Annotated in this window: 21 protein-coding genes; all 21 read left to right on the top strand. The window is 36.7% G+C overall.

Annotated elements, in window-relative coordinates:
- Positions 1-19: 19 nt before the first annotated feature.
- The 21 genes from priA (at position 20) to plsX (ending at position 26,374) form a co-directional block, all read left to right on the top strand.
- Positions 20-2,440 carry a primosomal protein N' gene (priA, locus tag JC2156_RS03810; protein WP_006845525.1) on the top strand — a complete coding sequence of 807 codons (2,421 nt, stop codon included), beginning with the start codon at positions 20-22 and terminating at the stop codon, positions 2,438-2,440.
- A gap of 14 nt (positions 2,441-2,454) precedes the next feature.
- The gene (gene fmt, locus JC2156_RS03805; RefSeq protein WP_006845524.1) at positions 2,455-3,408 is read left to right on the top strand and encodes a methionyl-tRNA formyltransferase; all 954 of its coding nucleotides are present in this window, start codon (positions 2,455-2,457) and stop codon (positions 3,406-3,408) included.
- Positions 3,401-4,759 (top strand): 16S rRNA (cytosine(967)-C(5))-methyltransferase RsmB, encoded by a 1,359-nt coding sequence (rsmB, locus tag JC2156_RS03800; protein ID WP_006845523.1) that lies wholly within the window; start codon positions 3,401-3,403, stop codon positions 4,757-4,759. The genes fmt and rsmB overlap by 8 nt, the downstream gene beginning before the upstream one ends.
- Before the next feature lie 42 nt (positions 4,760-4,801).
- Positions 4,802-5,545 (top strand): Stp1/IreP family PP2C-type Ser/Thr phosphatase, encoded by a 744-nt coding sequence (locus JC2156_RS03795; RefSeq protein WP_006845522.1) that lies wholly within the window; start codon positions 4,802-4,804, stop codon positions 5,543-5,545.
- A complete protein-coding gene (gene pknB / locus JC2156_RS03790; RefSeq protein WP_006845521.1) occupies positions 5,545-7,533 on the top strand; it encodes a Stk1 family PASTA domain-containing Ser/Thr kinase in 1,989 nt (662 codons plus the stop codon). The genes JC2156_RS03795 and pknB overlap by 1 nt, the downstream gene beginning before the upstream one ends.
- A gap of 194 nt (positions 7,534-7,727) precedes the next feature.
- Positions 7,728-8,642 carry a ribosome small subunit-dependent GTPase A gene (gene rsgA, locus JC2156_RS03785; protein WP_006845520.1) on the top strand — a complete coding sequence of 305 codons (915 nt, stop codon included), beginning with the start codon at positions 7,728-7,730 and terminating at the stop codon, positions 8,640-8,642.
- A 72-nt stretch (positions 8,643-8,714) separates the two neighbouring features.
- Positions 8,715-9,371, top strand: a complete 657-nt coding sequence (rpe, locus tag JC2156_RS03780) for a ribulose-phosphate 3-epimerase (protein WP_006845519.1) — start codon at positions 8,715-8,717, stop codon at positions 9,369-9,371.
- Between the two features lie 25 nt (positions 9,372-9,396).
- On the top strand, positions 9,397-10,065 hold the full coding sequence (locus tag JC2156_RS03775) for a thiamine diphosphokinase (RefSeq protein ID WP_006845518.1): 669 nt from the start codon (positions 9,397-9,399) through the stop codon (positions 10,063-10,065).
- A gap of 131 nt (positions 10,066-10,196) precedes the next feature.
- Complete coding sequence (gene rpmB / locus JC2156_RS03770; RefSeq protein WP_006845517.1) at positions 10,197-10,397, top strand: 50S ribosomal protein L28; 201 nt, start codon at positions 10,197-10,199, stop codon at positions 10,395-10,397.
- Between the two features lie 231 nt (positions 10,398-10,628).
- Positions 10,629-10,991 carry an Asp23/Gls24 family envelope stress response protein gene (locus tag JC2156_RS03765; protein WP_006845516.1) on the top strand — a complete coding sequence of 121 codons (363 nt, stop codon included), beginning with the start codon at positions 10,629-10,631 and terminating at the stop codon, positions 10,989-10,991.
- A 27-nt stretch (positions 10,992-11,018) separates the two neighbouring features.
- Positions 11,019-12,701 carry a DAK2 domain-containing protein gene (locus tag JC2156_RS03760; protein ID WP_006845515.1) on the top strand — a complete coding sequence of 561 codons (1,683 nt, stop codon included), beginning with the start codon at positions 11,019-11,021 and terminating at the stop codon, positions 12,699-12,701.
- 237 nt (positions 12,702-12,938) lie between these two features.
- Positions 12,939-14,660 carry a phospho-sugar mutase gene (locus tag JC2156_RS03755; RefSeq protein ID WP_006845514.1) on the top strand — a complete coding sequence of 574 codons (1,722 nt, stop codon included), beginning with the start codon at positions 12,939-12,941 and terminating at the stop codon, positions 14,658-14,660.
- 25 nt (positions 14,661-14,685) lie between these two features.
- Positions 14,686-15,255 carry a LemA family protein gene (locus JC2156_RS03750; RefSeq protein ID WP_006845513.1) on the top strand — a complete coding sequence of 190 codons (570 nt, stop codon included), beginning with the start codon at positions 14,686-14,688 and terminating at the stop codon, positions 15,253-15,255.
- A gap of 2 nt (positions 15,256-15,257) precedes the next feature.
- Complete coding sequence (gene htpX, locus JC2156_RS03745) at positions 15,258-16,151, top strand: zinc metalloprotease HtpX (RefSeq protein WP_006845512.1); 894 nt, start codon at positions 15,258-15,260, stop codon at positions 16,149-16,151.
- Between the two features lie 156 nt (positions 16,152-16,307).
- On the top strand, positions 16,308-17,675 hold the full coding sequence (locus JC2156_RS03740) for a bifunctional folylpolyglutamate synthase/dihydrofolate synthase (RefSeq protein ID WP_238530585.1): 1,368 nt from the start codon (positions 16,308-16,310) through the stop codon (positions 17,673-17,675).
- Between the two features lie 6 nt (positions 17,676-17,681).
- Positions 17,682-19,214 carry a Mur ligase family protein gene (locus tag JC2156_RS03735; RefSeq protein WP_006845510.1) on the top strand — a complete coding sequence of 511 codons (1,533 nt, stop codon included), beginning with the start codon at positions 17,682-17,684 and terminating at the stop codon, positions 19,212-19,214.
- A gap of 83 nt (positions 19,215-19,297) precedes the next feature.
- Positions 19,298-19,600: a hypothetical protein gene (locus JC2156_RS03730; protein ID WP_006845509.1), complete on the top strand. Its 303-nt coding sequence runs from the start codon at positions 19,298-19,300 to the stop codon at positions 19,598-19,600.
- 11 nt (positions 19,601-19,611) lie between these two features.
- Positions 19,612-21,297, top strand: coding sequence for an arginine--tRNA ligase (gene argS, locus JC2156_RS03725; protein ID WP_006845508.1), 1,686 nt, complete (start codon positions 19,612-19,614; stop codon positions 21,295-21,297).
- 333 nt (positions 21,298-21,630) lie between these two features.
- Positions 21,631-23,082 (top strand): NCS2 family permease, encoded by a 1,452-nt coding sequence (locus tag JC2156_RS03720; protein ID WP_006845507.1) that lies wholly within the window; start codon positions 21,631-21,633, stop codon positions 23,080-23,082.
- A gap of 161 nt (positions 23,083-23,243) precedes the next feature.
- Entirely contained in the window at positions 23,244-25,274 is a 2,031-nt protein-coding gene (recG, locus tag JC2156_RS03715) for an ATP-dependent DNA helicase RecG (RefSeq protein WP_006845506.1), read from the top strand.
- Positions 25,275-25,330: 56 nt separating this feature from the next.
- Entirely contained in the window at positions 25,331-26,374 is a 1,044-nt protein-coding gene (gene plsX / locus JC2156_RS03710) for a phosphate acyltransferase PlsX (RefSeq protein WP_006845505.1), read from the top strand.
- Positions 26,375-26,382: the final 8 nt, after the last annotated feature.

Here is a 26,382-nt window from a genome sequence, read left to right as displayed (position 1 = left end):
TTGGAAGGAGATGATCTTAATGGATGTCGCAAAAATTATTGTAGATGTTTCCACACGACAAACGAATAAACCATGGACATATCAAATTCCAGAAAATCTTCAATCAATTGTACAGCCAGGTATGCGAGTACAAGTTCCTTTTGGTAACGGGGGACGCCAAATTCAAGGCTTCGTATTAGAGGTGGTTAAAGGCGAGACAACTACTAAGCCGTTGAAACCGATAACTAATGTTTTAGATTTAGAACCGGTTTTAAATCAAGAATTGCTTCAATTAAGTGCAAGAATTGCTGAACATAATTTTAATTTTCAAATTAATGTTTTACAGGCGATGTTGCCTAATGTGATGAAAGCTAAATATCAAAAAACGCTAATTTTATTAAATCCAAATTTGATTGACGATAATAATATTAATGATTTGTTTATTGATCGCGATGAAATTCCGTTTGAATTAGATTTTATTCCAATTGAATTGATGAGCAAAATTAAACACTATCAAGCAATAAAGGCTCTAGGGTTTAAATATTATTTAAAAAATAAGGCTAAGATTAAAAAAGTCAAAAAATATAAAAATAAATTGTCATCTGATCAATATGATGAGATTAGAAGGAATCTTAACAAAAATGCTAAAAAGCAGGCGCGTTTTGTAACTGCTTTAATGGAAAATCCAACACCAGATTGGCAATTAGTTAGTTCGTTGCAACATTCATATAAATTAACAGCACAAGATATAAATCAGGCGGTTACCAATGGTTGGATTTCTATGACTGAAATGGAAACGTATCGTACGCCAACATTATCAAGCACTATTCAAAAAACTAAGCCATTAGTTTTGAATGAAGAACAATCAGTTGCCTTTGATGCGATTAATAGCGCATTGAACCAACAAATTTCAACAACTTTCCTCTTAGAGGGTGTGACTGGTTCGGGTAAAACCGAAATATATTTACAAGCAATTGCTAGAACTATTGAGGCCGGAAAAACAGCCCTATTTTTAGTTCCTGAAATTACATTAACTCCACAGATGGTCCGACGTGTAAAAGGACGTTTTGGAGATGATGTGGCTTTATTGCATTCGGCTTTATCAGATGGTGAACGATATGATGAGTGGCGTCGAATTCAGCGCCAAGAGGTCCATGTAGTTGTAGGAGTACGTTCGGCTATTTTTGCCCCTTTGGAACAGATTGGCTTGATAATTATGGATGAAGAACATGAAAGTTCTTATAAGCAAGATGATAATCCACGATATCATGCTCGTGATATTGCCTCGTGGCGTGCTAATAGACATCAAGCAGTCCTTATTTTGGGATCAGCCACGCCTTCATTAGAAAGTCGAGCACGGGCACAAAAGCATGTCTATCAGTTGTTGGAATTGAAAAAGCGGGCACTCGCAAATCCATTACCAACAGCTCAAATTATTGATATGAGTGAAGTGATTAAGTCGGGAGGGGATGAAGTTTTTTCACCACAATTGCTTGATCAAATTGAAGAACGTTTAGAAAAAAAGCAACAAATTATTTTAATGCTTAATCGACGTGGTTATGCTAATTTTATGATGTGTCGAGATTGTGGCTATGTTCCAATGTGCCCTAATTGCGATTTAGCATTGACGATGCATAAAGATACTTATCGAATGGAGTGCCATGTCTGTGGTGCTACACAGCCGATACCTCATAAATGTCCAGTATGTGGGTCCACTCGGATTAGGCCTTTTGGGACTGGAACGCAAAAAGTGGAAGAACAATTGCAAGACAAGTTTCCTCAAGCACGTATTATCCGTATGGATAATGATACAACGCGTAAAAAAGGCGCTACAGATCGACTGTTGGAACAGTTTGGTCAACAAAAGGCGGATATTTTGATTGGAACGCAAATGATTGCAAAGGGATTAGATTTCCCCAATGTGACTCTTGTAGGAGTTTTAAATGCGGATACAACTTTGAAAATTCCAGATTATCGTGCTAGTGAAAGGACCTTTCAGTTAATCACTCAAGTTGCAGGTCGAGCAGGTCGGGCTGATAAGGTTGGGAATGTCGTTATTCAGACCTTTAATCCACAGCATTATGCTATCAAATTAGCTCAAAATCAAGATTATGAAGCTTTCTATCAGCAAGAAATGAGTCTACGTAAAACTTGGCATTATTCGCCATATTATTATGCTATTCAGATTAAATTGACTCATCCAAACGAGCAGGATGTAGCTAAAATAGCATATAAAATTGTTAACTGGTTACGAGAACAAATTATGCCTAGTACTATGATATTTGGGCCCGCTCCGGGATCAATTCGTCGAGTTAAAAATCGGTATGTTTATCAAATTTCATTACGATTTAAGTATGATGATAAATTAGAACAAGCGCTTAATCTTTTAGTTAATGATGCTCAAAAGATTATTGATAAAAATATTCAAATTAGTATTAATCGTGACCCTATTAATTTGTAAAATTAGGAGTAAATATGCAAACAAAAATTATTTTTATGGGAACTCCCCAGTTTTCAGTTGGTATTTTAGAATCATTAATTAATCATCCTGATTACGATGTGATTGCTGTTTTAACACAACCAGATCGACCAGTGGGGCGCAAGAAAGTCATGACGCCTACACCCGTCAAAGAAGTTGCTGTTAAAGCGGGGATTCCTGTGTTTCAACCGGCTAAGTTAAGTGGTTCACCAGAATTACAGGCTTTAATTGATTTACAGCCTGATATTATGATTACAGCTGCTTATGGTCAATTTTTACCAACAAAATTATTGAATGCAGCTAAAATTGGTGCTATTAATGTCCATGCTTCATTGCTGCCAAAGTATCGAGGCGGGGCTCCAATTCACTATGCCTTACTTAATGGTGATACTGAAACGGGTGTTTCAATCATGTATATGATTAAGCAAATGGATGCTGGTGATGTTCTATCACAAGCTACATTACCTATTACAGATGATGACAACACTGGAACTTTATTTGAAAAATTATCTATTCTTGGCCGCGATTTATTATTAAAAACATTGCCGGAATTAATCGATGGAACGAATGTAGCGACACCGCAAGATCCTGATTTGGTAACCTTTTCACCGAATATTAAGCCAGAAGAAGAGTCACTTGATTTTTCAAAATCGGCACGAGAAATATTTAATCAAATTCGAGGATTATATCCTTTTCCGATTGCACATACTGAAATTAAAGGGAAACGTACAAAAGTTCAAAAATCCCATTTAATTGATGAACATAGTGATTTACCAAGCGGAACAGTTTTCAAAAAGAATAAACATGAATTATGGATAGTCGCTGGTGATGGAAATATTTTAGCAATTGATGAATTGCAGCCAGCTGGAAAACCAAAAATGGATGTTACCGCCTACTTAAATGGGCATGCTAATTTTACCGAAGGAGAACAAATAATTACTCATGAGTAAAGGAAATTCAAAACAAATCGCGGGGTGGGAACAAAGTAATGCCCGCGCGTTATCAGTTCGGGTATTAGAACGGGTCAAAGATGGCGCATATTCAAATTTGCAATTAAATCAACTTGCGAAAGCCTCAAAATTAGAGGAGCGAGATATACATTTACTCACAACAATTGTTTATGGTGTGATTCAACATCGCCTGACTTTAGAATATTGGTTAAAACCATTCTTACGTGGGAATGTTGATCCATTTGTCAAAGAGTTATTAATGATATCAGTTTATCAAATGCAATACCTTGATAAAATACCACAACATGCCATTTTTGATGAGGCAATTCAAATTGCTAAGCGCCGTGGTCATGATGGAATTCGTAAGTATGTAACGGGGGTTTTGCATAGCCTTGAACGGCAAGGATTACCTGAATTTACGACAATTAAAGATCCAATTGAACAATTATCAATTGAAGCTTCGTTACCAGTTTGGCTACTAAAACAACTAGAAAGTGAAGTTGGCCATGAAAAAATGGTTAAGATCGCTCGTTCTATTAATGATGCACCAGCTCAATCTGCACGAATTAATCGGGCAGTTACAACGCAGGAACAAGTTACTACTGTTTTGGAGGCAGAAGGCTTTGAAGTAGAAGCTTCTAAAGTTACACCTGAGGCACTTCGTATCAAACATGGACATGTTGCTTCTTCTAAAGCATTTGAAGATGGCTTGCTAACATTACAAGATGAATCAGCTATGCTAATGGTTCCTAATCTAAATTTAACACCATCAATGAAAGTATTAGATGCTGCGGCCGCTCCTGGTGGTAAGACAACACAAATCGCCAGTTATTTAGATCCAAAGCAAGGCGGTATCGTGGAAGCACTTGATATCCACCCTCATAAGATCAAATTGATCGAAGAAAATGCACAAAGACTGCACGTATCTGATCAGGTGCACGCTCAAGAATTAGATGCTCGTAAAGTCGATGAACAGTTTGATGATGAAACCTTTGATGCGATTTTAGTTGATGCTCCATGTTCAGGGTTTGGATTATTACGTCGAAAGCCTGAGATTAGATATGAAAAAAGCTACGCTGATAGTATGAAATTACACCAAATTCAACTAGATATGCTAAATGCAGTGGCTCCTAAATTAAAAAAGGGTGGAAATTTGGTCTATGGGACTTGCACTATTTTAGAAATTGAAAATGATGCTGTTGTTCAAGACTTTTTAGAGCAAAATTCAGATTATGAATTAGTACCCACCATTGGTCCTTTGCCTCAACGATCACAATTAACAATGCAAGTTTTCCCTGACGATTTTGATTCAGATGGATTTTTCGTTGCGACGTTACGTAAAAAAAAGTAATATATAATTTATATTGGAGAAACTAAAAGGAGAGGGCAAGTTATGAAAATCGCATTTGCAACAGATCGTGGAACTGTTCGTGCTGATAATCAAGATTATGTTGATGTTTTTGTGAATCAACGAGGAGTTCAATTAGCGATTGTTGCGGATGGCGTTGGTGGTCAAAATGCCGGTGATGTAGCGGCGACTATGGCCGTTTCACATTTTGGAAATGACTGGCTTATGACACAGATATACACTCCAAGCGCGGCTAAAGATTGGCTGTTAGCACAGACACTCCAAGAAAATAAAAAAATTTTAACAACCGCTAATCGCTATAAAACTTTAAAAGGGATGGCAACAACATTAGTCATTGCAGTAATCTTGCCCAATTCTTTGGTTATATCAAATTTAGGCGATTCGAGAGCCTATCTTTTACGTCGTGATAGTATTTTACAACTAACACAGGATCACAATTTGGCGAGCGAGTTATTACGACGGGGAGCTATTACTTCAGAAGAAGCAAAAGATCATCCTGGTCGTAATATGATTACTCGTCAATTAGGAGTTAATACTGAGGCAAAACCAGATATTCAAGATATGAAAATAGAAGAAGGAGACCTCCTCCTCCTCACCACAGATGGATTAGGAAAGGCGCTTTCTGATTATGAGGTTGTTAAAATCATTCAAGATAGTGATAACATTTCCTTAGCAGTAGCGCATTTAATTGCAACAGCTAATCAGAAGAGTACGCCAGATAATATAACAGTGCTCTTAGGTATGCAGGAAGGAGAAGGGGAATACTAATGCAAGTTAATGAATTAATTGCCGATCGTTATCAAATCATTGAGCCATTAGGTGAAGGTGGTATGGCCAATGTTTATCGTGCACATGACCAAATTTTAAATCGGGATGTTTCCGTTAAATTGCTTCGTTTGGATATGCGTGATAACAGTACTAGTCGTCAACGTTTTGAAAATGAAATCGCTGCCTCAACTGAGTTGGTCCATCCAAATATTATCCAAGTTTACGATTTTGGTGAATCTAATCAACTGCAATTTTTAGTCAGTGAATATGTTAAGGGAGAAGATTTAAAACGTTACATTGCTAGTCATCATCCGCTAACGATAACGCGGACATTAGAAATTATGGATGATGTTTTGGCTGGAGTGGCAATGGCACATAGTCATAACATTGTTCATCGTGATTTAAAACCACAAAATATTTTAATTGATGAAAGTAGCCGCGCTAAGATTACTGATTTTGGGATTGCATTAGCACAATCTAGTTTGGGATTAACTAAAACTGACGTTGCAATTGGTTCAATACATTATATGTCTCCTGAGCAAGTTAAAGGGGGGATGGCAACAACGCGTAGCGATATTTATGCATTAGGTATTATTCTCTATGAAATGTTGGTTGGTAAGGTGCCATTTGATGCCCAAGAGGCAGTTAGTGTGGCATTGATGCATTCGTCAGAGCCAATGCCATTTGTACGTGATATTGATCCACGAATTCCACAAGCGTTGGAAAACGTGATTTTACGGGCTACACAGAAAAATCCAATGGACCGTTATAGTTCAGTTAATGAGATGCGCCAAGATTTATCAAATGTAATGTCGACTGAACGTTTAAATGAGCCGCGTTTGAATTTGAATAACCAAGCTGACGATACGACAACAGTTACTAAAATTATTCCTAATGATGTTTTGGGAGCGGTGGCTAATCAAGAGTCTAAGCATAATACAACAGCAGAACCAATATCACGTAAAGCTCAACGGGATGTTAAGAAAAAATCAGGTAAGGGTAAGGAACAATCTAGTATTAAAATTTGGAGTAAACCCCGTCGGATTATGACCTGGATTGCGATTGCATTTTCTGCAATTTTGACTATCTTTTTGATTTTTGGTCTAACACCTAATAAAGTAACGATTTCTGATTTTACAGGAGATACCGAAAGTTCGGCACGCCAATCTTTGAAACAAGATGGGGTTACAGTTGGACAAGTTTATCATGTTAATAATAAAGATGTTAAAAAGGGCTATGTGATTAAAACTGATCCAAAAGCTGGTCAAAAAATTAATAAAGGTGATAGTGTTGATCTTTATATCTCAAGTGGCGCTAAGATGGTTCGTGTTGGCGATTATACAGGTGAGAAATATTCAAAAGTTGCCAGTCAGCTACGAACCAGAGGCTATAAGATCAAAGCCGTACATCAGTATAATGCTGATGTTCCGTCAGGTTATATTAGTGAACAAGATATTCCTGCTGAATATAAGGTAGATCCTTCAAAAACAACGATTACCTTTACGGTATCAAGAGGACAAAAGTCATTAGTTGTACCTGATTTTAGTGATATGACTCAAAATGAGGCACAAAAATTAGCTAATAAACAGGGGGTTATCGTTTCATTTGCTCAGCAAGCCTCGGATTCTGTTGATGAAAATAACGTTATTTCACAGTCGATTAAGGCTGGAACAAAAATTAAAGATGGGACTGTTGTTACGGTAGCAATTTCATCTGGGGCAAACCCAATTTCAGTTCCAGATTTCGTAGGTAAAACATATGGAGATGTTAAGTCTTGGGCTGATAAGAATGGGATTGAGGTTAATGTTGATCCAGCTGGAGCAGATGATAGCAGCAAGGTAACTAGTCAAAATATCTCCTCAGGTGGAACCCTTAAAAAGGGTGGAACTTTGAAGATTAGTGTCTCAAGCGGATCAGGTAATAGTTCAAGTAGCAGTAGTTCTAGCGCTAGCAGTAGCGTCTCTAGTACTAGTAGTTCATCAAGTTAATCAGATAGAAGATCAAACATAATATTTAAAGAAATAGATATCAGAAAAGGTAATTCTAAAGAATTGACCGGATCTGATATTTTTTTTAATTTTGATAGTTTAGTGAGAGTAAGAAAATTTTCAGCATGGTTTTTAAATCAATATTACGCTAAAATTAGTTAATACTAATATCTATAGAAAATTGAGGAAATTGAATGACCAATTATCATGGACAAATTCATCTATCATTAGCTGGATTTTATGATGTTTTAACGGATGACGGAAAAATGAAACGAACTCGAGCACGCGGGAATTTCAGAAAAAAAGGTTTGACACCTTTGGTTGGTGATTTTGTGGAGTTTTCCGCTGATGCTGATCAAGATGGTTATTTGTTAAAAATTGATGCACGTAAAAATAGTTTAGTTCGACCACCCGTGGCCAATGTTGATCAAGCGATTTTAGTAACAGCAGTTAAGTTGCCTGATTTTTCAACCAATTTATTAGATCGACAATTGGTAGCATTAGAAGATGATGGAATTGAACCGATTATTTATTTTTCTAAAATCGATTTATTAACACCAGTGGAGTATGAAAATTTAGCCGAAGTAGTTGTTGGTTATCGAAATGCTGGTTATCAGGTGGTCTTGCCAGAAAAATCATTTGATGAACCTAGCTTAAAAGAATTACGGGAGATTTTAAACGAGGGGTTAAGTGTAGTGATGGGGCAAACAGGAGCTGGTAAATCAACACTGTTAAACCATCTAAATGAAACGCTAAATCTTGCTACAGGAGAAGTGTCACAGGCCTTAAGCCGTGGGAAACACACTACTAGACAAGTGAGCTTAGTTGCAATGGGACAAGGATGGGTTGCAGATACACCTGGTTTTTCTACTTTTGAAGTTTTCAAAATGAAAGCTCGGGATTTAACCAAATATTTCCGTGAAATTAACCAATATTCTAGCCAATGCCGTTTTCGCGGATGTGTCCATTTGAATGAGCCAAATTGCGCAGTAAAGGAAGCCGTTGAGAATGGTGAAATAATGCAATCAAGATATAATAACTATAAATTGTTTTATGATTTGATTGAAGACCGCCGGCCGGTATATAATAAACATGATAAAAAACATTAACTTTACCAATCTAGGTGAGTTAATTTAGAATAATTTGAATTACATTCAAATTCAACAGGAAATGGGGATATTATGTCAATTAAAGTAGCACCATCAATTTTAGCAGCTGATTATTTGAACTTAGAACAAGATGTCAAGCTTGTTGAGAAAGCAGGCGCTGAATATTTGCATATTGATGTGATGGACGGAATGTTTGTACCATCTATTTCATATGGTCCAGGGTGGGTGAAGGCCTTGAAGCCAAAAACTAACATGGTCTTGGATGTGCACCTAATGGTTGAACAACCAGAACGTTATATTGATACTTTCGTTGAAGCTGGGGCAGATATTTTAGGTGTTCATTATGAAGCTACTCAACATCTTCACCGAGCATTACAACAAATTAATGAGCATGGGATCAAATCTGAGGTTGTAATCAACCCAGCAACACCTGTTTCATCAATTGCACCAGTATTACATATGGTTGACCAAGTATTGGTTATGACTGTTAATCCTGGCTTCGGGGGACAAAAATTCTTGCCCGAAACTTTAGCTAAGATTGCTGAATTATCTGAATTAAAGACTAAAAATGGATATCATTATGATATTGAAATTGATGGTGGTGCCAATGATGAGACGACTAAGCTAGCTTACGAAGCAGGTGCTACTGTTGCTGTTGCTGGTTCATATGTTTATGACAAAGTTGATCCTGCAGCTAAGGTTGCACGTTTAAAGGAAGTCACTAAGTAATTCGAGTCAAATGAGGTGAGGATTGATGCAGGCACAGGATAAAACTAATCAATTAATTCGATTACTAGTTGGTGGACCTCAGTCTGAATGGCCGTTAGAGTTAAAAAATGGATCTTTATCGGGACCATGGGTGGCTGCTGATCGTGGCGCACTATATTTAATGAAGCTAGGCATAACTCCTATATTAACGTTTGGTGACTTAGATTCAATTCATTTTGAACATCATTCTGATCTTGCATCGAAATTGCCGGAAATAATTAGCAAAGAAGAACAAGTTCAAACAGACGCTGAGGCAATTTTGCAGGTAATTGAACAAAAATACCAGCCAAAATTGATTGAAATATATGGTGCAACTGGTGGTCGTTTAGATCATTTGTTGCATAATATTTTGATGTTTGCGAAGCCTAATTTGAAAAGAATAGCCGATCAGTGTCGTATTATTGATAAAAATAATGTGATTGATTTCTATCTTCCTGGTAATTATACTATTGAAAAGATTTCTGGGATGAAATATGTTGGATTTGCCGCGATTGAACCTGTCACTGGATTAACGTTAATTGATGAAAAATATCCTTTAACTGATTGGAATGGTCCAGTCACTATTTGGGGATCTAATGAATTTGTGGGTGAAACAAACCATTTTTCATTTAAATCGGGACTTATTGCGGTCATTCAATCTAAAGATGCCGACTAATTATTCAAAAAAAATGATGTAAAGTAATATTACTTTACACAAAGTGCTTGCATATTGTTCCACGCTTTGATAAGATTATTTAAGTAAATTAAAGCACTGAAATAAAGAGCTTAAGATGGGAGGGTCACACCATGGCAGTTGATGCAGTCAACGGAAAGCGTACGCGCTTCGGTAACCAACGTTCACACGCCCTTAACTCAAGCCGTCGTAGCTGGAAGCCAAACTTGCAAAAGGTAACCGTTAAAATTAACGGAGCAGCACCTAAAAAAGTTTACTTATCAGCCCGTACTTTGAAGGCTGGGTTGAAGAACGGTTCAATCGAACGTGTTTAATATCAAATAGATTATGGCTATCTAATTATTTAGGTAGCTTTTTCTTTACAAAAAAGAGAAAATGACAATTTTTATTTACCAGTAATGGTAGGCTGATTTAACAATAATTTACACATTTTTAATCAGTTGCGTTAAAATAAAGTAACCATTGAATTTAGTGACAATTGATAGAGCTGTCTTAAGTTCTGTGATAAAATATTGATTATGGATTTTATAAGGGGGTTTTAGGATATGGCAGTAAAGATTCAAACCGAACAAGGAACCGTTCAAATTGAAAATGATGTAATTGCTAAAATTGTTGGTGGCGCAGCAACTGATAATTATGGTGTGGTTGGGATGGCCAGCCAAAATCCTTTACGTGATGGAATTAACCAAGCTTTGAGTGGAGACAATTATGCTAAAGGGGTAGTTGTTCGTGAGACTGAAACTGGAATTGCTGTAGATGTTTATGTGATTGTGGGTTATGGAATGAAGATCTCAGAAATATCAAAGAGCGTGCAAGCACGTGTTAAAAATGATTTAAGTAGTATGCTGGGAATTATCGCCGATGAAGTCAATGTGATTGTCCAAGGCGTTCGTATTTTGGGTGAATAATCGGAGTATTTCGGAGGATTTGAAATTGTGGAAGTTGTAACAGAAATTACAAACGTTGAATTTGGTAAAATGATCAACGCTGCAGCAAATACATTGCAAGATAATGCAGAAAAAATTAATAAATTAAATGTTTTTCCAGTTCCAGATGGGGATACGGGAACTAATATGACTTTGTCGATGGCTTCTGGAGCTGAGTATGAGCGTGATGAAACTGATTTGCGCCTTGGTTCTTTAGCTAAGGCAACCTCAAAAGGTTTATTGATGGGCGCTCGTGGAAACTCTGGAGTTATTCTATCTCAAATTTTCCGTGGGTTTGCTAATGCCGTTAAAGATGAAGAGGTATTGACAGCCCGGACTTTTGCTAATGGTTTAATGGGTGGAGCTGAAACGGCCTATAAAGCTGTTATGAAGCCCACTGAGGGGACTATTTTAACTGTTATTCGCGAGGCAGCATCAGCAGCAAATAATGCAGCTAAACAATCTGATAACGTAGTTGAAATTGCAAAAGCAGCTTATGATGCTTCTGAAAAGGCTTTAGCATCTACACCTGATTTGCTTCCTGTTTTAAAGGAAGTGGGTGTGGTTGATTCTGGTGGACAAGGGTTAGTTATTGTTCTTGAAGCATTTTATGCTGTTTTGTCTGGTCAAGAAATCAAGCATAATGCTGTTGATAATGCTGGTCTTGAAGCTATGATTCAAGATTTGCATAATACTGGAGTTCAGGGTGAGCTTAATCCAGATAGTATTAAATATGGTTATTGTACTGAAATGATGGTCGATCTTGCTGTTGGAACAACTTATGATACTGAATTTGATTATGATCAATTTTACGATTACTTAGCTAATTTAGGTGATTCATTGTTGGTTATTAATGATGAAGAAGTTGTTAAAGTTCATATTCATACTGAGCATCCAGGAAAAGTCTTTGAATGGGGCTTGAAGTATGGGTCGTTACGTAAGACTAAAGTTGATAACATGCGTTATCAACAAGTAGAAGCATCTATGGCAGCGCAAAAAGCTAAAGATGAACAAAAGAATGAACCACTTCAAGTTGAATTGGCAGTCATTGGAATTGCAGCTGGTGATGGTGTACAAGACCTCTTTAAGACGTCAGGGGCTAATATTATTATTGATAGTACCCAAGCACCATCAACATCTGATATTGTTTCAGCGATTAAAGATAGTGGAGCCAAACAAGCAATTGTTTTGCCAAATGATTCCAATATCTTTATGGCAGCTGATCAAGCCAAGTCGATGTTAGACATTCCGGTTGAAATTATTAAAACCAGAACAGTTCAACAAGGGTTAACAGCCTTGCTAGTTGGTTTCAATCCAGATGCATCGTTAGTAGATAATGCTAAAAATATGACTTTGGCACTTGCTGATGTTAAGTCTGGTTCTGTCACAACTTCAGTACGCGATACAACAATTGGTGGGTTAGAGATTCATGTTGGTGATGCGATTGGCCTTTTGGATGGAGACATCGTTGTCGCCGAACCTGCAGGTGATATAAAAGCAGCAGCCCAAAAATTGCTGGAAAAAATGTTAGATGAGGATGATGAAATTGTTACATTAATTTATGGAGCAGATTCAACTAAGTCTGATGCTGAAGAGTTGGCTAGCTATATTGAAGAATTAGATAGTGAGATGGAAGTCGAAATTCATTCTGGAAATCAACCTCTTTATCCTATTTATTTGGCAGTAGAATAACTAACTTTTCAATTAAATAAAAAGAATATAATGTTAAAAGTTATTAATAACATTAAATTTTAAAAAGCAGATTAGACATATTTTGTCTAATTTGCTTTTTTGCTTTAAGCTGTATTTATAATGTTTTACTAATTAATACATGTCAGGATAGTGGTACTAATAGTGCTGTGATATAATAATGTAAACAATTTCAAAGATGTAATACGATAAAGATTAGTTAGAACTAGGAGAAATAATATGAGTTGGGAAGAAACATATAAAATTTGGTCAGAAAAGCACGATTTACCTGCCGATTTAAAAGCTGATTTAGCTAACATGCAAAATGATAGTGAACGAGAGGATGCTTTTTATACACCATTAAGTTTTGGAACAGCTGGAATGCGTGGGATCCTTGGGGCTGGAATTAATCGGATGAACATTTATACTGTTCGTCAAGCCACTGAAGGCCTTTCACAGTTAATTGATTCATTTAATGATGACGCTATAAAAGCACGTGGTGTAGCAATTTCATATGATTCAAGACATTATTCACAGGAATTTGCTCAAGAAGCAGGACGCGTGTTGGGAGCGCATGGTATCAAAGCGTTCGTCTTTGAAAGCCTTCGACCAACGCCAGAGCTATCATTTGCGGTTAGACATTTAAATACTTATGCAGGAATTATGATTACAGCTTCTCATAATCCTAAAAACTACAATGGTTATAAGATATATGGTGAAGATGGTGGGCAGATGCCACCTAAAGAGTCTGATATCATTACTGATGCAATTCGACAGGTTGATATGTTTAATGTTCCAGTGGCTAACTTAGATGATTTACGAGCTAAAGATTTATATCAAGATTTATCTGATGATTTAGATCAAGCTTATCTTGAAAATGTTAAAACAGTATCAATTAATCATGAATTAATCGACACTGTTGGGCGTGATATGAAGTTAGTCTACTCACCTTTGCATGGAACTGGGGCGATGATTACTGGTCAAGCTTTAGAAAATGCAGGTTTTAAAAATGTATTAATGGTTCCAGAACAAAAAGAACCAAATGGTGATTTCCCAACTGTTGAATTACCTAATCCCGAGGATCCAAAAGCTTTGGCGATGGGGATTGAACTAGCCAAACAAGAAGGTGCTGATGTAGTAATCGCTGTTGACCCCGATGCTGATCGAATGGGAACTGCCGTACGTCAACCATCTGGTGAATATGTTATGTTGACGGGTAATCAAATTGGTGTAGTTTTGATGAATTATATCTTAACTGCTCAAAAGGAAGCTAATAAGTTACCTGAAAATGGGGTGTTAGTTAAGTCAATCGTTTCTTCAGAATTTGCTGCAGATATTGCTGCCAGCTTTGGGATTGAGACTATTAACGTTTTGACTGGATTTAAATATATTGCTGAACAGATTAAAAATTATGAAATTAACCATGATCATACTTTTCTCTTTGGTTTTGAAGAATCATATGGTTACTTGGTAAAGCCGTTTGCACGTGATAAAGATTCAGTTCAAGCAACAATTTTGATGGCTGAAGTGGCCGCTTACTATAAATCACTTGGTAAAACTGTCTATGATGGTGTCCAAGAATTATTTGAAAAATTTGGTTATTTTGTTGAAAACACTAAGTCATTGACCTTTAAGGGTATTGATGGAAAAGAACAAATTGAACAATTAATTGCTAAATTCCGTCAAGAAACACCTAAACATTTTGGTTCATTGAATGTTATTAAGGTCGAGGACTTTGCAGCTGGAACTGAAACTGATATGCAAACAGGGGCAGTTCAAAAAATAACATTACCAACTGCAGAAGTATTGAAATATTGGTTGTCTGATGGTTCATGGGTAGCTGTTCGCCCTTCAGGAACTGAGCCAAAGATTAAGTTTTACGTGGGGACGAAAGGCGCAACATCCGCTGAGGCTGATGATCAATTAACTGCCATTCAAGCCACGATTGCGACTTATCTTTAATAGTTAAAGGGGATAAATAATTTATATGAGTATACTTATTTTAATTGTAATAATAGTAGTATTAGTGATTGCTTATGTAGTCATTTATAATGGCTTAGTTTCAGCACGGATGCACACTAAGGATTCATGGTCTCAAATTGATGTTCAATTGAAGAGACGTAATGATTTGATTCCAAATTTAATTGAGACGGTTAAGGGTTATGCCAAGTATGAACAAGGCACTTTGGAAAAAGTAATAGGTTTGCGAAACCAATTGATGGAGATTCCAGCAAATGATCAAGAAGCAACTATGGAGGTTTCTAATCAATTATCATCAGCTTTGAAATCTGTTTTTGCTTTATCAGAAGCCTATCCTGATTTAAAAGCTAATCAGCAATATACTAATTTGATGGAAGAATTAACTAATACTGAAAATAAAATTGCATATTCTCGTCAATTATTTAATTCAACAACTTCAAATTACAATGCGAAGATTCAAATGTTTCCAACTTCAATTGTTGCTAAGATGGGACATTTTGAACCGTCTGCTTTCTTAGAAGTTCCTAGTGAGGAAAAAGTCGCACCAAAAGTTTCATTTAATGATCAAGGAATATAAATATGTTGTATGACCAGATTAGTCAAAATAAGCGAAAAACGGTGTTGTTATTTATCGGATTCTTTATCTTTTTGGTAATTGTAGGAGCGGCTTTGGGCTACTTTGTGTGGCGATCAGTGTCTATGGGGTTAATGATTACCTTGGTTGTAGGAATTGTTTATGTTGGTTACATCTATAGCCAATCGACTGATATTGTAATGCAAATGAATCATGCTCAGGAGTTGCAAGGTCCAGATGATGCACCAGAACTGTGGCACATTGTGGAAGATATGGCTTTAGTAGCAAATGTTCCAATGCCGCGTGTTTTTATTGTTGATGATCCTTCGCCAAATGCATTTGCAACTGGTAATAATCCTAAAAATGCAGCAGTTGCAGCCACGACTGGAATTCTACAACGATTAAATCGGACAGAATTAGAAGGCGTTATGGCTCATGAAATGACGCACGTACGAAATTATGATATTCGGATTCAAACATTGGCAGTGGCTTTAACATCAGTAATTGCCTTGTTAGCTAACTTTGGAACTAATTTTATGTTTTGGGGTGGCGGACGTCGAGACGATGAAGACAATAACAGTAATAATATTTTAGGTATAATTGTTTCATTACTGGTACTGATCTTAGCTCCTATTATGGGAACTGTTGTCCAACTTGCTATTTCGCGAAATCGCGAATATTTGGCTGATGCTGGTGCTGTTGAGTTAACACGAAATCCGCAAGGGCTGATTTCAGCTTTACAAAAAATATCGCAGAGCGAACCTATGCAAGAAGATAATGTCGCGCCATCGAGCGCAGGATTATATATTAGTAATCCTTTAAGTCGAGATAAGATGAACAATCTATTTTCGACTCATCCACCGATGGAACAAAGAATTGCAGCACTTGAAAAGTTATAAATTTTTTGTATACTGAACACATAGAGTTAATGTTAATTTAATAAGAGGATTGAAGAATTATGCATGACTTCAATCCTCTTTTATTGCATAATTATGTATGATTTTAATGCTCTAAATTTGAAGTTTTTGTGAATAACGTTTTTTTTCGACAAAACATTGTATAATTTGGTAAGAAGTTTTGAATGGAACAATAATAATAAGGATAGTGATGATATGGTTGGTCGTGAAGATTACAGTAAAATTAATAAAAAAATTACAGCTGCGAAAGCTGTAAAACCTTCGTTAGCCCGCGTGGGTATGATTAGCGAAATTTTATCGTGGTTGGGGAATCCAGATAAAAGGCTACGAATTATTCATATTGCTGGGACCAATGGTAAAGGATCAACAGGAACTATGCTGAAAAGCATTCTACAGGAGAGTCAGTACCATGTTGGCCATTTTTCGGCACCAGCCATTCAAGATGATTTAACGATGATCACCATTGATGGTCAACCAATTGGTCAAAAAGATGTGGTCAAAATTGTTCATGAAATTACACTCCAAATTAAAAAACATGATGGTGATTTTTCACTACTCAGCACTTTTGAGTGGTGGGTTCTGATCGCCTTAGTTTATTTTGCACAACAAGATACTCAATTTGTAATCTTAGAAGAGGGGCCAGGAGGAAGTAATGATGTCACTAATGCGGTCCGAACCCCCTATTTAATTGCGTATACTAAAATTTCAGTTGATAATATTTGTTCAACGGGCTCAACTTTAAAACAAGTAGCTAATGAGTATGCCAAAATTATAAAGCCAGGTGCATTAATTGTTAGTTACCCAGGTCAAGATTATGATGTTCAAAAAGTTTTGCATGAACAGACTGATGCAGTTCATGCATTTTGGAACCCTTACCCATTGCCTCAGATAACGATTCTATCTACTGCACCACAGGGATTATCATTAAAAATTGATGATATTCCTGATATTCCTGATATTCATTTACCATTGGCCGGAGCATATCAAGCTAGTAATTTAAGTACGGTGCTTCAAATCGTTAATTATTTACAGCAAAAAGGGTTCCAATTGTCCAAGGATAAGACAATGGCAGCTTTATCTAACATATCAATTCCTGGGCGGATGGAATATGTTGCTGATCGTAATATATTGTATGATGGTGCTAGTAATTTAGATGGAATTAGCGGATTAAGAGATTCAATTAAAGCTTGGCATTTACCATTTAAACCTGTTTTTGTTTTAGGGTTATTGGATGATCGAAATGCACATGAAATAATTGATCTGGTAGCTAGTATCGCGTCAACAATTATTGCCGTAACTCCTGAGTCAAAAGAGGGGATGTCGGCTGAAGCAATGGCATCATATTGTCTACACAACACTAAAAATAATATAGATGTTGAAATTGCCGATGATCCTAGTGCAGCAATACAATTAGCCCGTAAGTATCGAGCTTCATCGAATGCTTTAATTGTTGTGACGGGATCAATTTATACATTAAGAGCAATTTTTAACGAGGAAGAGGGATAATTTTCAATGGTATTAACATCAGAGCAAATAACTAATGTATTATCAGATGAAGGATTATTAGTACAGGCACCAGAAGATCAAGAACGTGTCTTTCAAACGATTAGTTATAATTCAAAGCAAGTGGAATCAGATTCTCTTTTTATTATTAAAGGGGAATTACCTGCTAAATATTTAGAAGAGGCCTTACGAAAAGGGGCAAATGGAATTGTTACCCAACAAAAGCCAGTATTAAATGATATAACAATTCCAATCTGGTATGTTGAAGATAGTTTGGCGGCTATGAGTATTTTAAGTATGACTTATTATGATTATCCTCAACGTTCCCTAAACTTAATTGGTGTGACGGGAACAAAAGGGAAGACTTCAACGACATACATGATTTATGATATTTTAAAACATGCTACAGATAATAAAGTCGCCTTGTCATCAACAATTAGTCAGATTACTGGACCAAAACCAGAAAATCATTACCGTGCTCATTTGACAACACCAGAATCATTAGATCTATTTAAATTAATGCGCGAAGCTGTTGATAATGGCATGACACATATGGTGATGGAAGTTTCTTCACAAGCGTTTAAAATGCGACGGGTTTATGGCCTCCGATATAACGTTGGTATTTTTTTGAATATTTCTCCTGATCATGTCGGAGAAAATGAACATCCGACATTTGAAGACTACTTAGCACATAAAATGATGTTAATTGATCATTCTGATCAGATTATTTTGAATGCAGAAAGTCAACATTTTTCAGAATTGATGGCTCGAGCTACAGAGTTAATTCCTCGTGATGGGATTTGGCTTTATGGAGCGCAACAAGATGATGGAGTTAAACCGGACTTAGAATTTAGGACAAATTCTGCTAATTTAAGCGGTTCAAATTTTGATCTGATTGAAATGAATCAACAGGCACAAAGACTAAATATTCAAGGAAATTATGATCTAGATTTGCCAGGCGATTTTAACGAAAGTAATGCCACTGCGGCAGCTTTAGCAAGTCGGTTAGTCGGTGCTGATCCAGATGCAATTGAAGCTGGATTAGAAGAAGTTCAAATTCCTGGAAGAATGCAAATGTTTTCGACGCAAAAGCATGGGACAATCTATGTGGATTATGCACATAACTATGCCTCAATTGCGGCCTTATTAAAATTCGTACGATCAAATGAAGCAGTAAAGGTCTTACGCGTAGTGGTTGGGGCTCCTGGAAATAAAGGGGTTTCTCGTCGCCCAGGCATTGGGAAAGCTTTAAGTGAAGGAGCTGATGTTGCCATTTTAACGGCGGATGATCCTCAATTTGAAGATCCTTCAGCCATTGCGGATGAGATTGAACAAAATATTATAAATCCAAAGGTAGAAATTTTAAGAGAAATGGATCGTTCGCTTGCTATTGAACGAGCGATTAGTGCTTCTGGAATTAATGATGTTGTAGTAATAGCAGCAAAAGGTCTAGATGAATATCAAAAAGTTAATGGGGTGGATACCCCATATGAAAATGACTGGAATGTTGCACAACGAGTTGTTTCAGAGCTGGAAAATTAACCTAAAAATTGGTATAATATGTTGATTGGCGTTGAATTTTTATACAAAATTAATTAAATACAAAAACAAAAGAGGATTGACGAATGGCTAAAAAAGAACCGCTTGTAAATACATCAGAATTTGATATTGGTGACTATGTTGAAGCACCCGCATTTGCTAATTTCGAACATTCCTTTAAAGGAATTATTGAAAAAATATACGAACATGCCTTATTGGTCATGATTACTGAAAATGATCCAGCTGACGATGCAACTGTGGTTGAATATAACCGACGAGCAATTACCCGAATGAGTGAAACAAAAATTTTAGTTAAGACTGAAAACCCAGCTCCTCGTGAATTGCCTGAAGAAGAAACCACGGATGAGAAGCCAGAAGAAACGAACTAGGAGAAAAGTCGATGGATTATAAAGTAAAAATAGCATCAACATTGTCAACGATTTTACCTGATTTAGATGTTGAGACGTTAAAGGCCAAGATAGAAGTTCCAAAAGATTCAAGCAAGGGTGACTATGCTTTCCCAACCTTCACCTTAGCAAAGGAATTAAAAAAAGCGCCCAATTTGATTGCAAGTGACTTAGTTGACGCAATGGATACTAGTGATTATCAAAAAGTTATTGCAATGGGACCTTATGTTAATTTCTTTTTAGATCCTAAGGCTGCTGGGGCGAATATCTTAAAAGAAATTATTTCCAATGAAAATTATGGGCATAATACAGATGGAGAAGCAGGACATATTACAATTGATATGTCTTCTCCAAATATTGCCAAGCCAATGTCGATGGGACACTTACGGTCAACTGTCATTGGAAATTCTTTGGCAGAAATATCAAAAGCCAATGGTTATCAACCAATTAAAATTAACCATTTAGGTGATTGGGGAACTCAATTTGGTAAGTTGATTGTTGCTTACAAGCAATGGGGCTCAGAGGCTGAGGTCAGAGCTGATCCAATTAATACGTTGGTTCGTTATTATGTTGAATTCCATGCTAAAGCTGAAAATGAACCAGAATTAAATGATCAAGGTCGAGCTTGGTTTAAAAAGCTAGAAGATGGCGATACTGAGGCTTTGGAACTTTGGCAATGGTTTAGAGATGAATCATTAAAGGAGTTTATGGATGTCTATGATTCTTTGGATATTCAATTTGATTCATTCAACGGTGAGGCTTTCTACAACGATAAGATGGAAGCTGTGATCGATCGCTTGGAAGAAAAAGGAAAGCTAGTTGAGTCACAAGGAGCGCAAGTTGTTAACTTGGATGATTATGATTTAAATGTAGCTATGATCAAACGAACCGATGGTGCTACTTTGTATATGACTCGTGACCTTGCTGCTGCGACTTATCGTAAGAAGAACTACAACTTTGTAAAATCTCTTTACATTGTTGGTGGGGAACAACGTGAACATTTCGAACAATTGAAAGCTATTTTGAAAGAAATGGGTTATGAATGGTCTGACGATATTGAACATATCGTATTTGGAATGATTACGGTTGATGGGAAGAAATTATCAACACGTTCAGGTCGAATTATTTTATTGAAGAATGTTTTGGCTGATTCTGAAAATTTGGCTTTGGCTCAAATTAATGAAAAGAATCCTGATCTTCCAAATAAAGAAGAAGTTGCTCATGAAGTTGGAACTGGAGCGGTCGTTTTCCATGATTTGATGAATGAACGGACTTTGAATTTTGACTTTAAACTAGAAGATGTTGTGCGTTTTGAAGGTGATACTGGACCATATGTGCAATATGCTAATGCTCGGGCCCACTCAATTTTGCGAAAAGCAGGTAATCCAGAAATTGATCCAGAACACTTAGAAATTTCAGATGAAAAAGTCTGGGAGACAGTTAAGTTACTTGGGACTTTTAATGAAGTTATTCGTCGGGCCTGGCGTGATCGTGAACCATCAGTGATTGCTAAATATGCTTTGAACTTAGCACGTACTTTTAGCAAGTATTATGCTAATTCAAAAATCTTGGTAGAAGATGATGAATTGAATGCTCGTTTAGCCCTTGTACAAGCGGTATCAAATAATCTGACTGAGTCTTTGCGCCTTTTGGGAGTTAAAGCACCAAGTGAGATGTAATATTAAATTATAAATAAAAAACTAAAATTACGTCTTAACGTAGTTTTAGTTTTTTTATAGAAATATTTAAAAAAATTTAAGATCTGTTTAATTGTGATATTATCTTGACTAATTTTGAAATGAGCGGTATTGTTAAAACAACATTTTAAATCAATCAGTCGTTAACGTGTTCTGCCACAGACTTGAAATAAAATACTTTGATGTTGCTTTTTTAAGTGGCATTATAGGTTTTTGTTGACGACGTAAAGTTTATTACTTTACGTCTTCTTTTATTTCATGCGTCTTTGGTATGGATTCGGAGACGCATATTTTATTTCTCGGGGGATATAAATCGTGTTTGAGCATTTTTTTAAATTATCGGAGAACCATACAACGGTTAGAACGGAAGTCACAGCTGGTTTAACAACCTTTGTGGCGATGGCCTATATTATTTTCTTGAATCCAGCTGTTTTATCAATGACCGGGATGCCATCACAAGGTGTCTTCATGGCCACAATTCTAACAATAATTACTGGAACATTAATTACAGGACTTTTTGCTAATTTACCGTATGCCATTGGACCTTCAATTGGGATGCAAGCAATGTTTACTTATACCATTGTATTTGGCTTAGGCTTTAGTTGGCAACAAGCGTTAGGGATGGTTTTCTTGGTTGGATTAGTTGATGTGATCATTACGTTGACAAAATTAAGATCAGCCATCGTCAAGGCTATTCCAATTTCTTTAAAGCATGCAATTGCTGCTGGAATTGGAATGTTTATTGCCTATATTGGTTTAAAAAATGCGGGATTTATTAACTTTATTGTTGGTGGTGATAGTATTTTAAGCATTAATAATAAACCTTTTCATTCAGGACAAGGAACTAAGGCAATTGAAACAATGGTTGCTGGTGGTGGTACAACTCCATCATTAGCTAACTTTAATACTGCCCCAGTTATATTAGCTTTAATTGGTTTGATTATTATTGTGATTTTAGTAGTGAAACAAGTTCGTGGAGCCTATTTGATTACTGTATTATTAACAACCTTAATTGGAATACCTATGGGAGTAACGAATATTCATGTTGATATTCATAATTCATTTGTTACTACTTTCCATGATTTTGGGACTGTATTTGGGGCAGCGTTGGGTAAAGACGGCCTTTGGTCGATGTTCACTACGCCTAAGCAAATTTTAGTAGTTATTTTAACGGTATTTTCAATGGGACTTTCCGGATTGTTTGATGCGATTGGGACATTCATTGGAACTGGTTTAACAACTGGTATTTTTTCAAAGCAAGATCAAAAAGAATTTGAAGAAGGTAAAGGCTTTAAATCTAAAATGGATCGTGGACTAGTCGCTGATACTTTTGCCACAATGTTTGCTGGAATATATGGAACTTCAAATACGACGACTTTCATTGAATCAGCTTCTGGAATTAATGCTGGAGGTCGTACTGGACTAACTTCTTTGGTCATTGCAATTGGATTTATGTTCTCAATTGTGGCAGCACCACTTGTGGGGGTAATACCTTCTGCAGCCACGGCACCGATTTTGATCATTGTGGGAATCTCAATGATGAATGAGTTCAAGGCCATTGATTGGAATGACTTAGAAGTCGCCATCCCGGCCTTCTTTACTTCCGCATTTATGGCCCTATCATATTCAATTTCATATGGAATTGCAGCTGGGTTCATTTTCTTTATCATCGTTAAGCTTGCCAAAAAGAAAGCTTCTGAAATTACACCGGTACTGTGGGTAGTGGCTTTGCTATTCTTACTAAATTTCATTTCATTAGCATTTTAATTTAAAATATTAAGAAAAAGATCGCCTAATTAAAGCGATCTTTTTTTAATTTATTATGTGATAAAAATAGGTCTAAATTTAAGTGATTTATGATAAAGCTCGTTAGTTATTGTAAAAAAACAATGTATAATTAATAGAATAATAAAAAAGGAGGGGAGACAATGCAATTAAATGATTCGGTCGCAGAACTGAGTGGTGTAGGTCCTAAACGTCTTGATGGGTTGCATCATTTAGGAATTTTTACGATTGAAGACCTTTTAAGCCATTTTCCCTTACGCTATAGTGATCTGGCCACCAAACTACCCTCCGAAGTAGGGAGTGGGGAAAAAGTAACATTCAAAGGTCTTGTTTCTTCTGAACCGGTCTTATCCCGTTATGGATATCGAAAAACACGCATAAATTTCAGACTGCTTGTCGAAAACGAAAATATTGTAGTAACATTCTTTAATCAACCTTGGGTGCAGGAAAAGTTAAAGTTAGGTGAAGAGGTTGCTATATATGGGACCTATGAACAAAGGCGCCAAACCCTGATGGGAATTAAAATTTTAGCCAAAGATAGTATGGATGAACTACAAGCTACTTATCCTGCTTCAAAAGAAGTTACTCAAAAAACATTGAAAGCGCTGATTGAGCAAGCACTTGGTAAATATAAAGAACTCTTTGTAGATTTAATTCCCGAGCCTATTCGATTCCGTTACCGCCTATTACCACGAATGGAAATGCTGTTTGGAATGCATGTACCAAAAAATGCAATTGAGGCTCATGCTGCTCGTCGAACGGCATCTTTTGAAGAGTTTTTTTTATTTCAAATGCGCTTACAATTATTAAAAATGACAGACCAAAGTTATCATGGACGATCTATTGAGTTTAATAATAATAAATTAAAAGCCTTTATTCAGACATTGCCTTTTGAACTAACAGCTGCTCAAAAAAAAGTGGTGAACGAAATTGTGGCTGACCTACGTCGACCTAAGCATATGAATCGTTTGCTGCAAGGAGATGTAGGGTCTGGTAAAACGGTGGTGGCTGCCTTAGCTATGTACGCAGCTGTATCAGCTGGTATGCAGGCAGCATTAATGGCTCCCACTGAAATTTTAGCTCAGCAACATGCCAAAACTTTGAGCCAATTCTTTGATGTAAATGATGTTCGCATCGAAATATTGACTGGATCAATGAAAGCTGGTCCGCGAAGGCAGATATTAGCTGATTTAGCAAATGGGGATATTGATATTTTAATTGGAACGCATGCTTTAATACAAACGGATATTGCTTTTCACAATCTTGGCCTGGCTGTCATTGACGAGCAGCATCGATTCGGAGTAAAGCAGCGTGCAAAATTGCGTGAAATTGGAATGAATCCCGATATTTTAGCGATGACTGCAACTCCTATTCCTCGTACATTAGCTATTACGGCTTATGGGGAAATGGATGTTTCAGTTATTGATCAGTTACCATCTGGACGAAAGCCCATCAAAACACAATGGTTAAGAAATAATGAATTTGAAAAGGCTGTTAGCTTTATTCGAAAACAACTAGATGAAGGTGCACAGGCTTATGTAGTTACTCCGTTAATTGAAGAATCTGAAACTTTAGATGTTCAAAATGCACAAGCCGTTTATGAAGACCTTATGAAATATTTTGCACCACAGTATCAAGTAGGACTGCTACACGGGCGTTTGTCTAATCAAGAAAAAGATACTGTGATGGAATCTTTTAAACGGAATGAATTTCAAGTCTTAGTGGCAACTACGGTGATTGAAGTCGGGGTTGATGTGCCTAATTCTACAGTTATGTTGATTTTAGATGCTGATCGCTTTGGACTAGCTCAATTACATCAGTTACGTGGACGAGTTGGTCGAGGTCAACGTCAATCATATACTTTTTTGATTTCAGATCCGAAAACTCAATTTGGAATCGAACGGATGGAAGCGATGACTAAAACGACCAATGGTTTTGTTTTAGCTCAAAAAGATCTAGAATTAAGAGGGTCAGGGGACGTTTTGGGAAATCGACAATCTGGAATGCCTGAGTTTAAGGTGGGGGATCCAGTTCATGATTTAATTATGATGGAAACCGCTCAACAAGAAGCTCTTGAAATTGTGAATACTCCCGATTGGGCTGATCAACCTGAAAATATTATGCTTAGTAAATTTTTGTCAGAAACGATGGAAAGATATCGAAATTTTGATTAGGTGTGATTTTATCTATATGATATTATGTAATAATACTAGAAAAAGAGGAAAAAAAGATGTATAAAATCGCCGTAGATGCAATGGGTGGGGATGATGCACCAACCACTGTAGTATCCGGGGTAGAGAGTGCTCGAGACAAATTACCAAATGTAGAATTTGTATTATTTGGAAAACTTGATCAAGTTAAGCCTCTAATTAAAGATATGACCCGAATTAGTTTAGTTCAAGCATATGATGCAATTGCAATGGCAGATGAACCTGTTAAATCGGTTCGTACTCGTAAAAATAGTTCATTAGTTATGGCTGCCAATGCGGTCAAACATGGTGAGGCTGATGCTTTATTTTCAGCTGGGAATACTGGAGCTCTTTTAGCGGCAGGTATTTTCTTAGTGGGACGTATTAAAGGGATTAGTCGTCCAGCTTTAATGACTTTATTGCCAGCAATGGGTGGTGAACACGATGCTTTTGTGATGATGGATGTTGGGGCCAACGCAGATAATCGTGCTAATCATCTTTATGAATATGGTGTTTTGGGATCGTTTTACGCACATGAAATCTTACACTATGACCAGCCACGGGTAGGTTTGTTAAACAATGGTGGCGAAGAAGATAAGGGCGATCAAATGCATAAAGACGCTCATCAGTTGCTTAAGGCGGGTCATGCAAAACATTTGGTTAACTTTGTAGGAAATGTTGAAGCTGCAAATATTTTACAAGGACCGGCCGACGTAGTAGTATCGGATGGCTTTACAGGTAATGCAACCTTAAAGGCAATTGAAGGAACTGCTAAAACCGTTATGAAAACATTAAAACATTCACTTTCAAATGGTGGAATTCGTGCTAAAATGGGAGCGGGATTATTACTTCCAACATTAAAAGATATAGCACATCAATGGAATCCTGAGCAGTATGGTGGAGCAGTTGTTTTGGGTGTTAAAGCTCCGGTTGTTAAAGCGCATGGTTCCGCCAGTGCAGAGGCAATTTCTGCCACGATGGTTCAAATCGAATCAATGTTAAGTAGTGATTTAATTAATAAGGTTGAAACTTTTGTGGCTGAACATAAAAATGATTTGGCCGCTAGAATTGACAGTCAAGAGTAATTAAGGGA

This window comes from Weissella koreensis KCTC 3621, assembly GCF_000277645.1.
The sequence above is the reverse complement of the archived record's forward strand: the minus strand, read 5'-3'. Positions and strand labels throughout refer to the sequence as shown.

Excerpts from the sequence above, each read along its gene's own strand:
- priA (WP_006845525.1), top strand. The coding sequence starts at position 20 with ATGGATGTCGCAAAAATTATTGTAGATGTTTCCACACGACAAACGAAT.
- fmt (WP_006845524.1), top strand. The coding sequence starts at position 2,455 with ATGCAAACAAAAATTATTTTTATGGGAACTCCCCAGTTTTCAGTTGGT.
- rsmB (WP_006845523.1), top strand. The coding sequence starts at position 3,401 with ATGAGTAAAGGAAATTCAAAACAAATCGCGGGGTGGGAACAAAGTAAT.
- JC2156_RS03795 (WP_006845522.1), top strand. The coding sequence starts at position 4,802 with ATGAAAATCGCATTTGCAACAGATCGTGGAACTGTTCGTGCTGATAAT.
- pknB (WP_006845521.1), top strand. The coding sequence starts at position 5,545 with ATGCAAGTTAATGAATTAATTGCCGATCGTTATCAAATCATTGAGCCA.
- rsgA (WP_006845520.1), top strand. The coding sequence starts at position 7,728 with ATGACCAATTATCATGGACAAATTCATCTATCATTAGCTGGATTTTAT.
- rpe (WP_006845519.1), top strand. The coding sequence starts at position 8,715 with ATGTCAATTAAAGTAGCACCATCAATTTTAGCAGCTGATTATTTGAAC.
- JC2156_RS03775 (WP_006845518.1), top strand. The coding sequence starts at position 9,397 with ATGCAGGCACAGGATAAAACTAATCAATTAATTCGATTACTAGTTGGT.
- rpmB (WP_006845517.1), top strand. The coding sequence starts at position 10,197 with ATGGCAGTTGATGCAGTCAACGGAAAGCGTACGCGCTTCGGTAACCAA.
- JC2156_RS03765 (WP_006845516.1), top strand. The coding sequence starts at position 10,629 with ATGGCAGTAAAGATTCAAACCGAACAAGGAACCGTTCAAATTGAAAAT.
- JC2156_RS03755 (WP_006845514.1), top strand. The coding sequence starts at position 12,939 with ATGAGTTGGGAAGAAACATATAAAATTTGGTCAGAAAAGCACGATTTA.
- JC2156_RS03750 (WP_006845513.1), top strand. The coding sequence starts at position 14,686 with ATGAGTATACTTATTTTAATTGTAATAATAGTAGTATTAGTGATTGCT.
- htpX (WP_006845512.1), top strand. The coding sequence starts at position 15,258 with ATGTTGTATGACCAGATTAGTCAAAATAAGCGAAAAACGGTGTTGTTA.
- JC2156_RS03735 (WP_006845510.1), top strand. The coding sequence starts at position 17,682 with ATGGTATTAACATCAGAGCAAATAACTAATGTATTATCAGATGAAGGA.
- JC2156_RS03730 (WP_006845509.1), top strand. The coding sequence starts at position 19,298 with ATGGCTAAAAAAGAACCGCTTGTAAATACATCAGAATTTGATATTGGT.
- argS (WP_006845508.1), top strand. The coding sequence starts at position 19,612 with ATGGATTATAAAGTAAAAATAGCATCAACATTGTCAACGATTTTACCT.
- recG (WP_006845506.1), top strand. The coding sequence starts at position 23,244 with ATGCAATTAAATGATTCGGTCGCAGAACTGAGTGGTGTAGGTCCTAAA.
- plsX (WP_006845505.1), top strand. The coding sequence starts at position 25,331 with ATGTATAAAATCGCCGTAGATGCAATGGGTGGGGATGATGCACCAACC.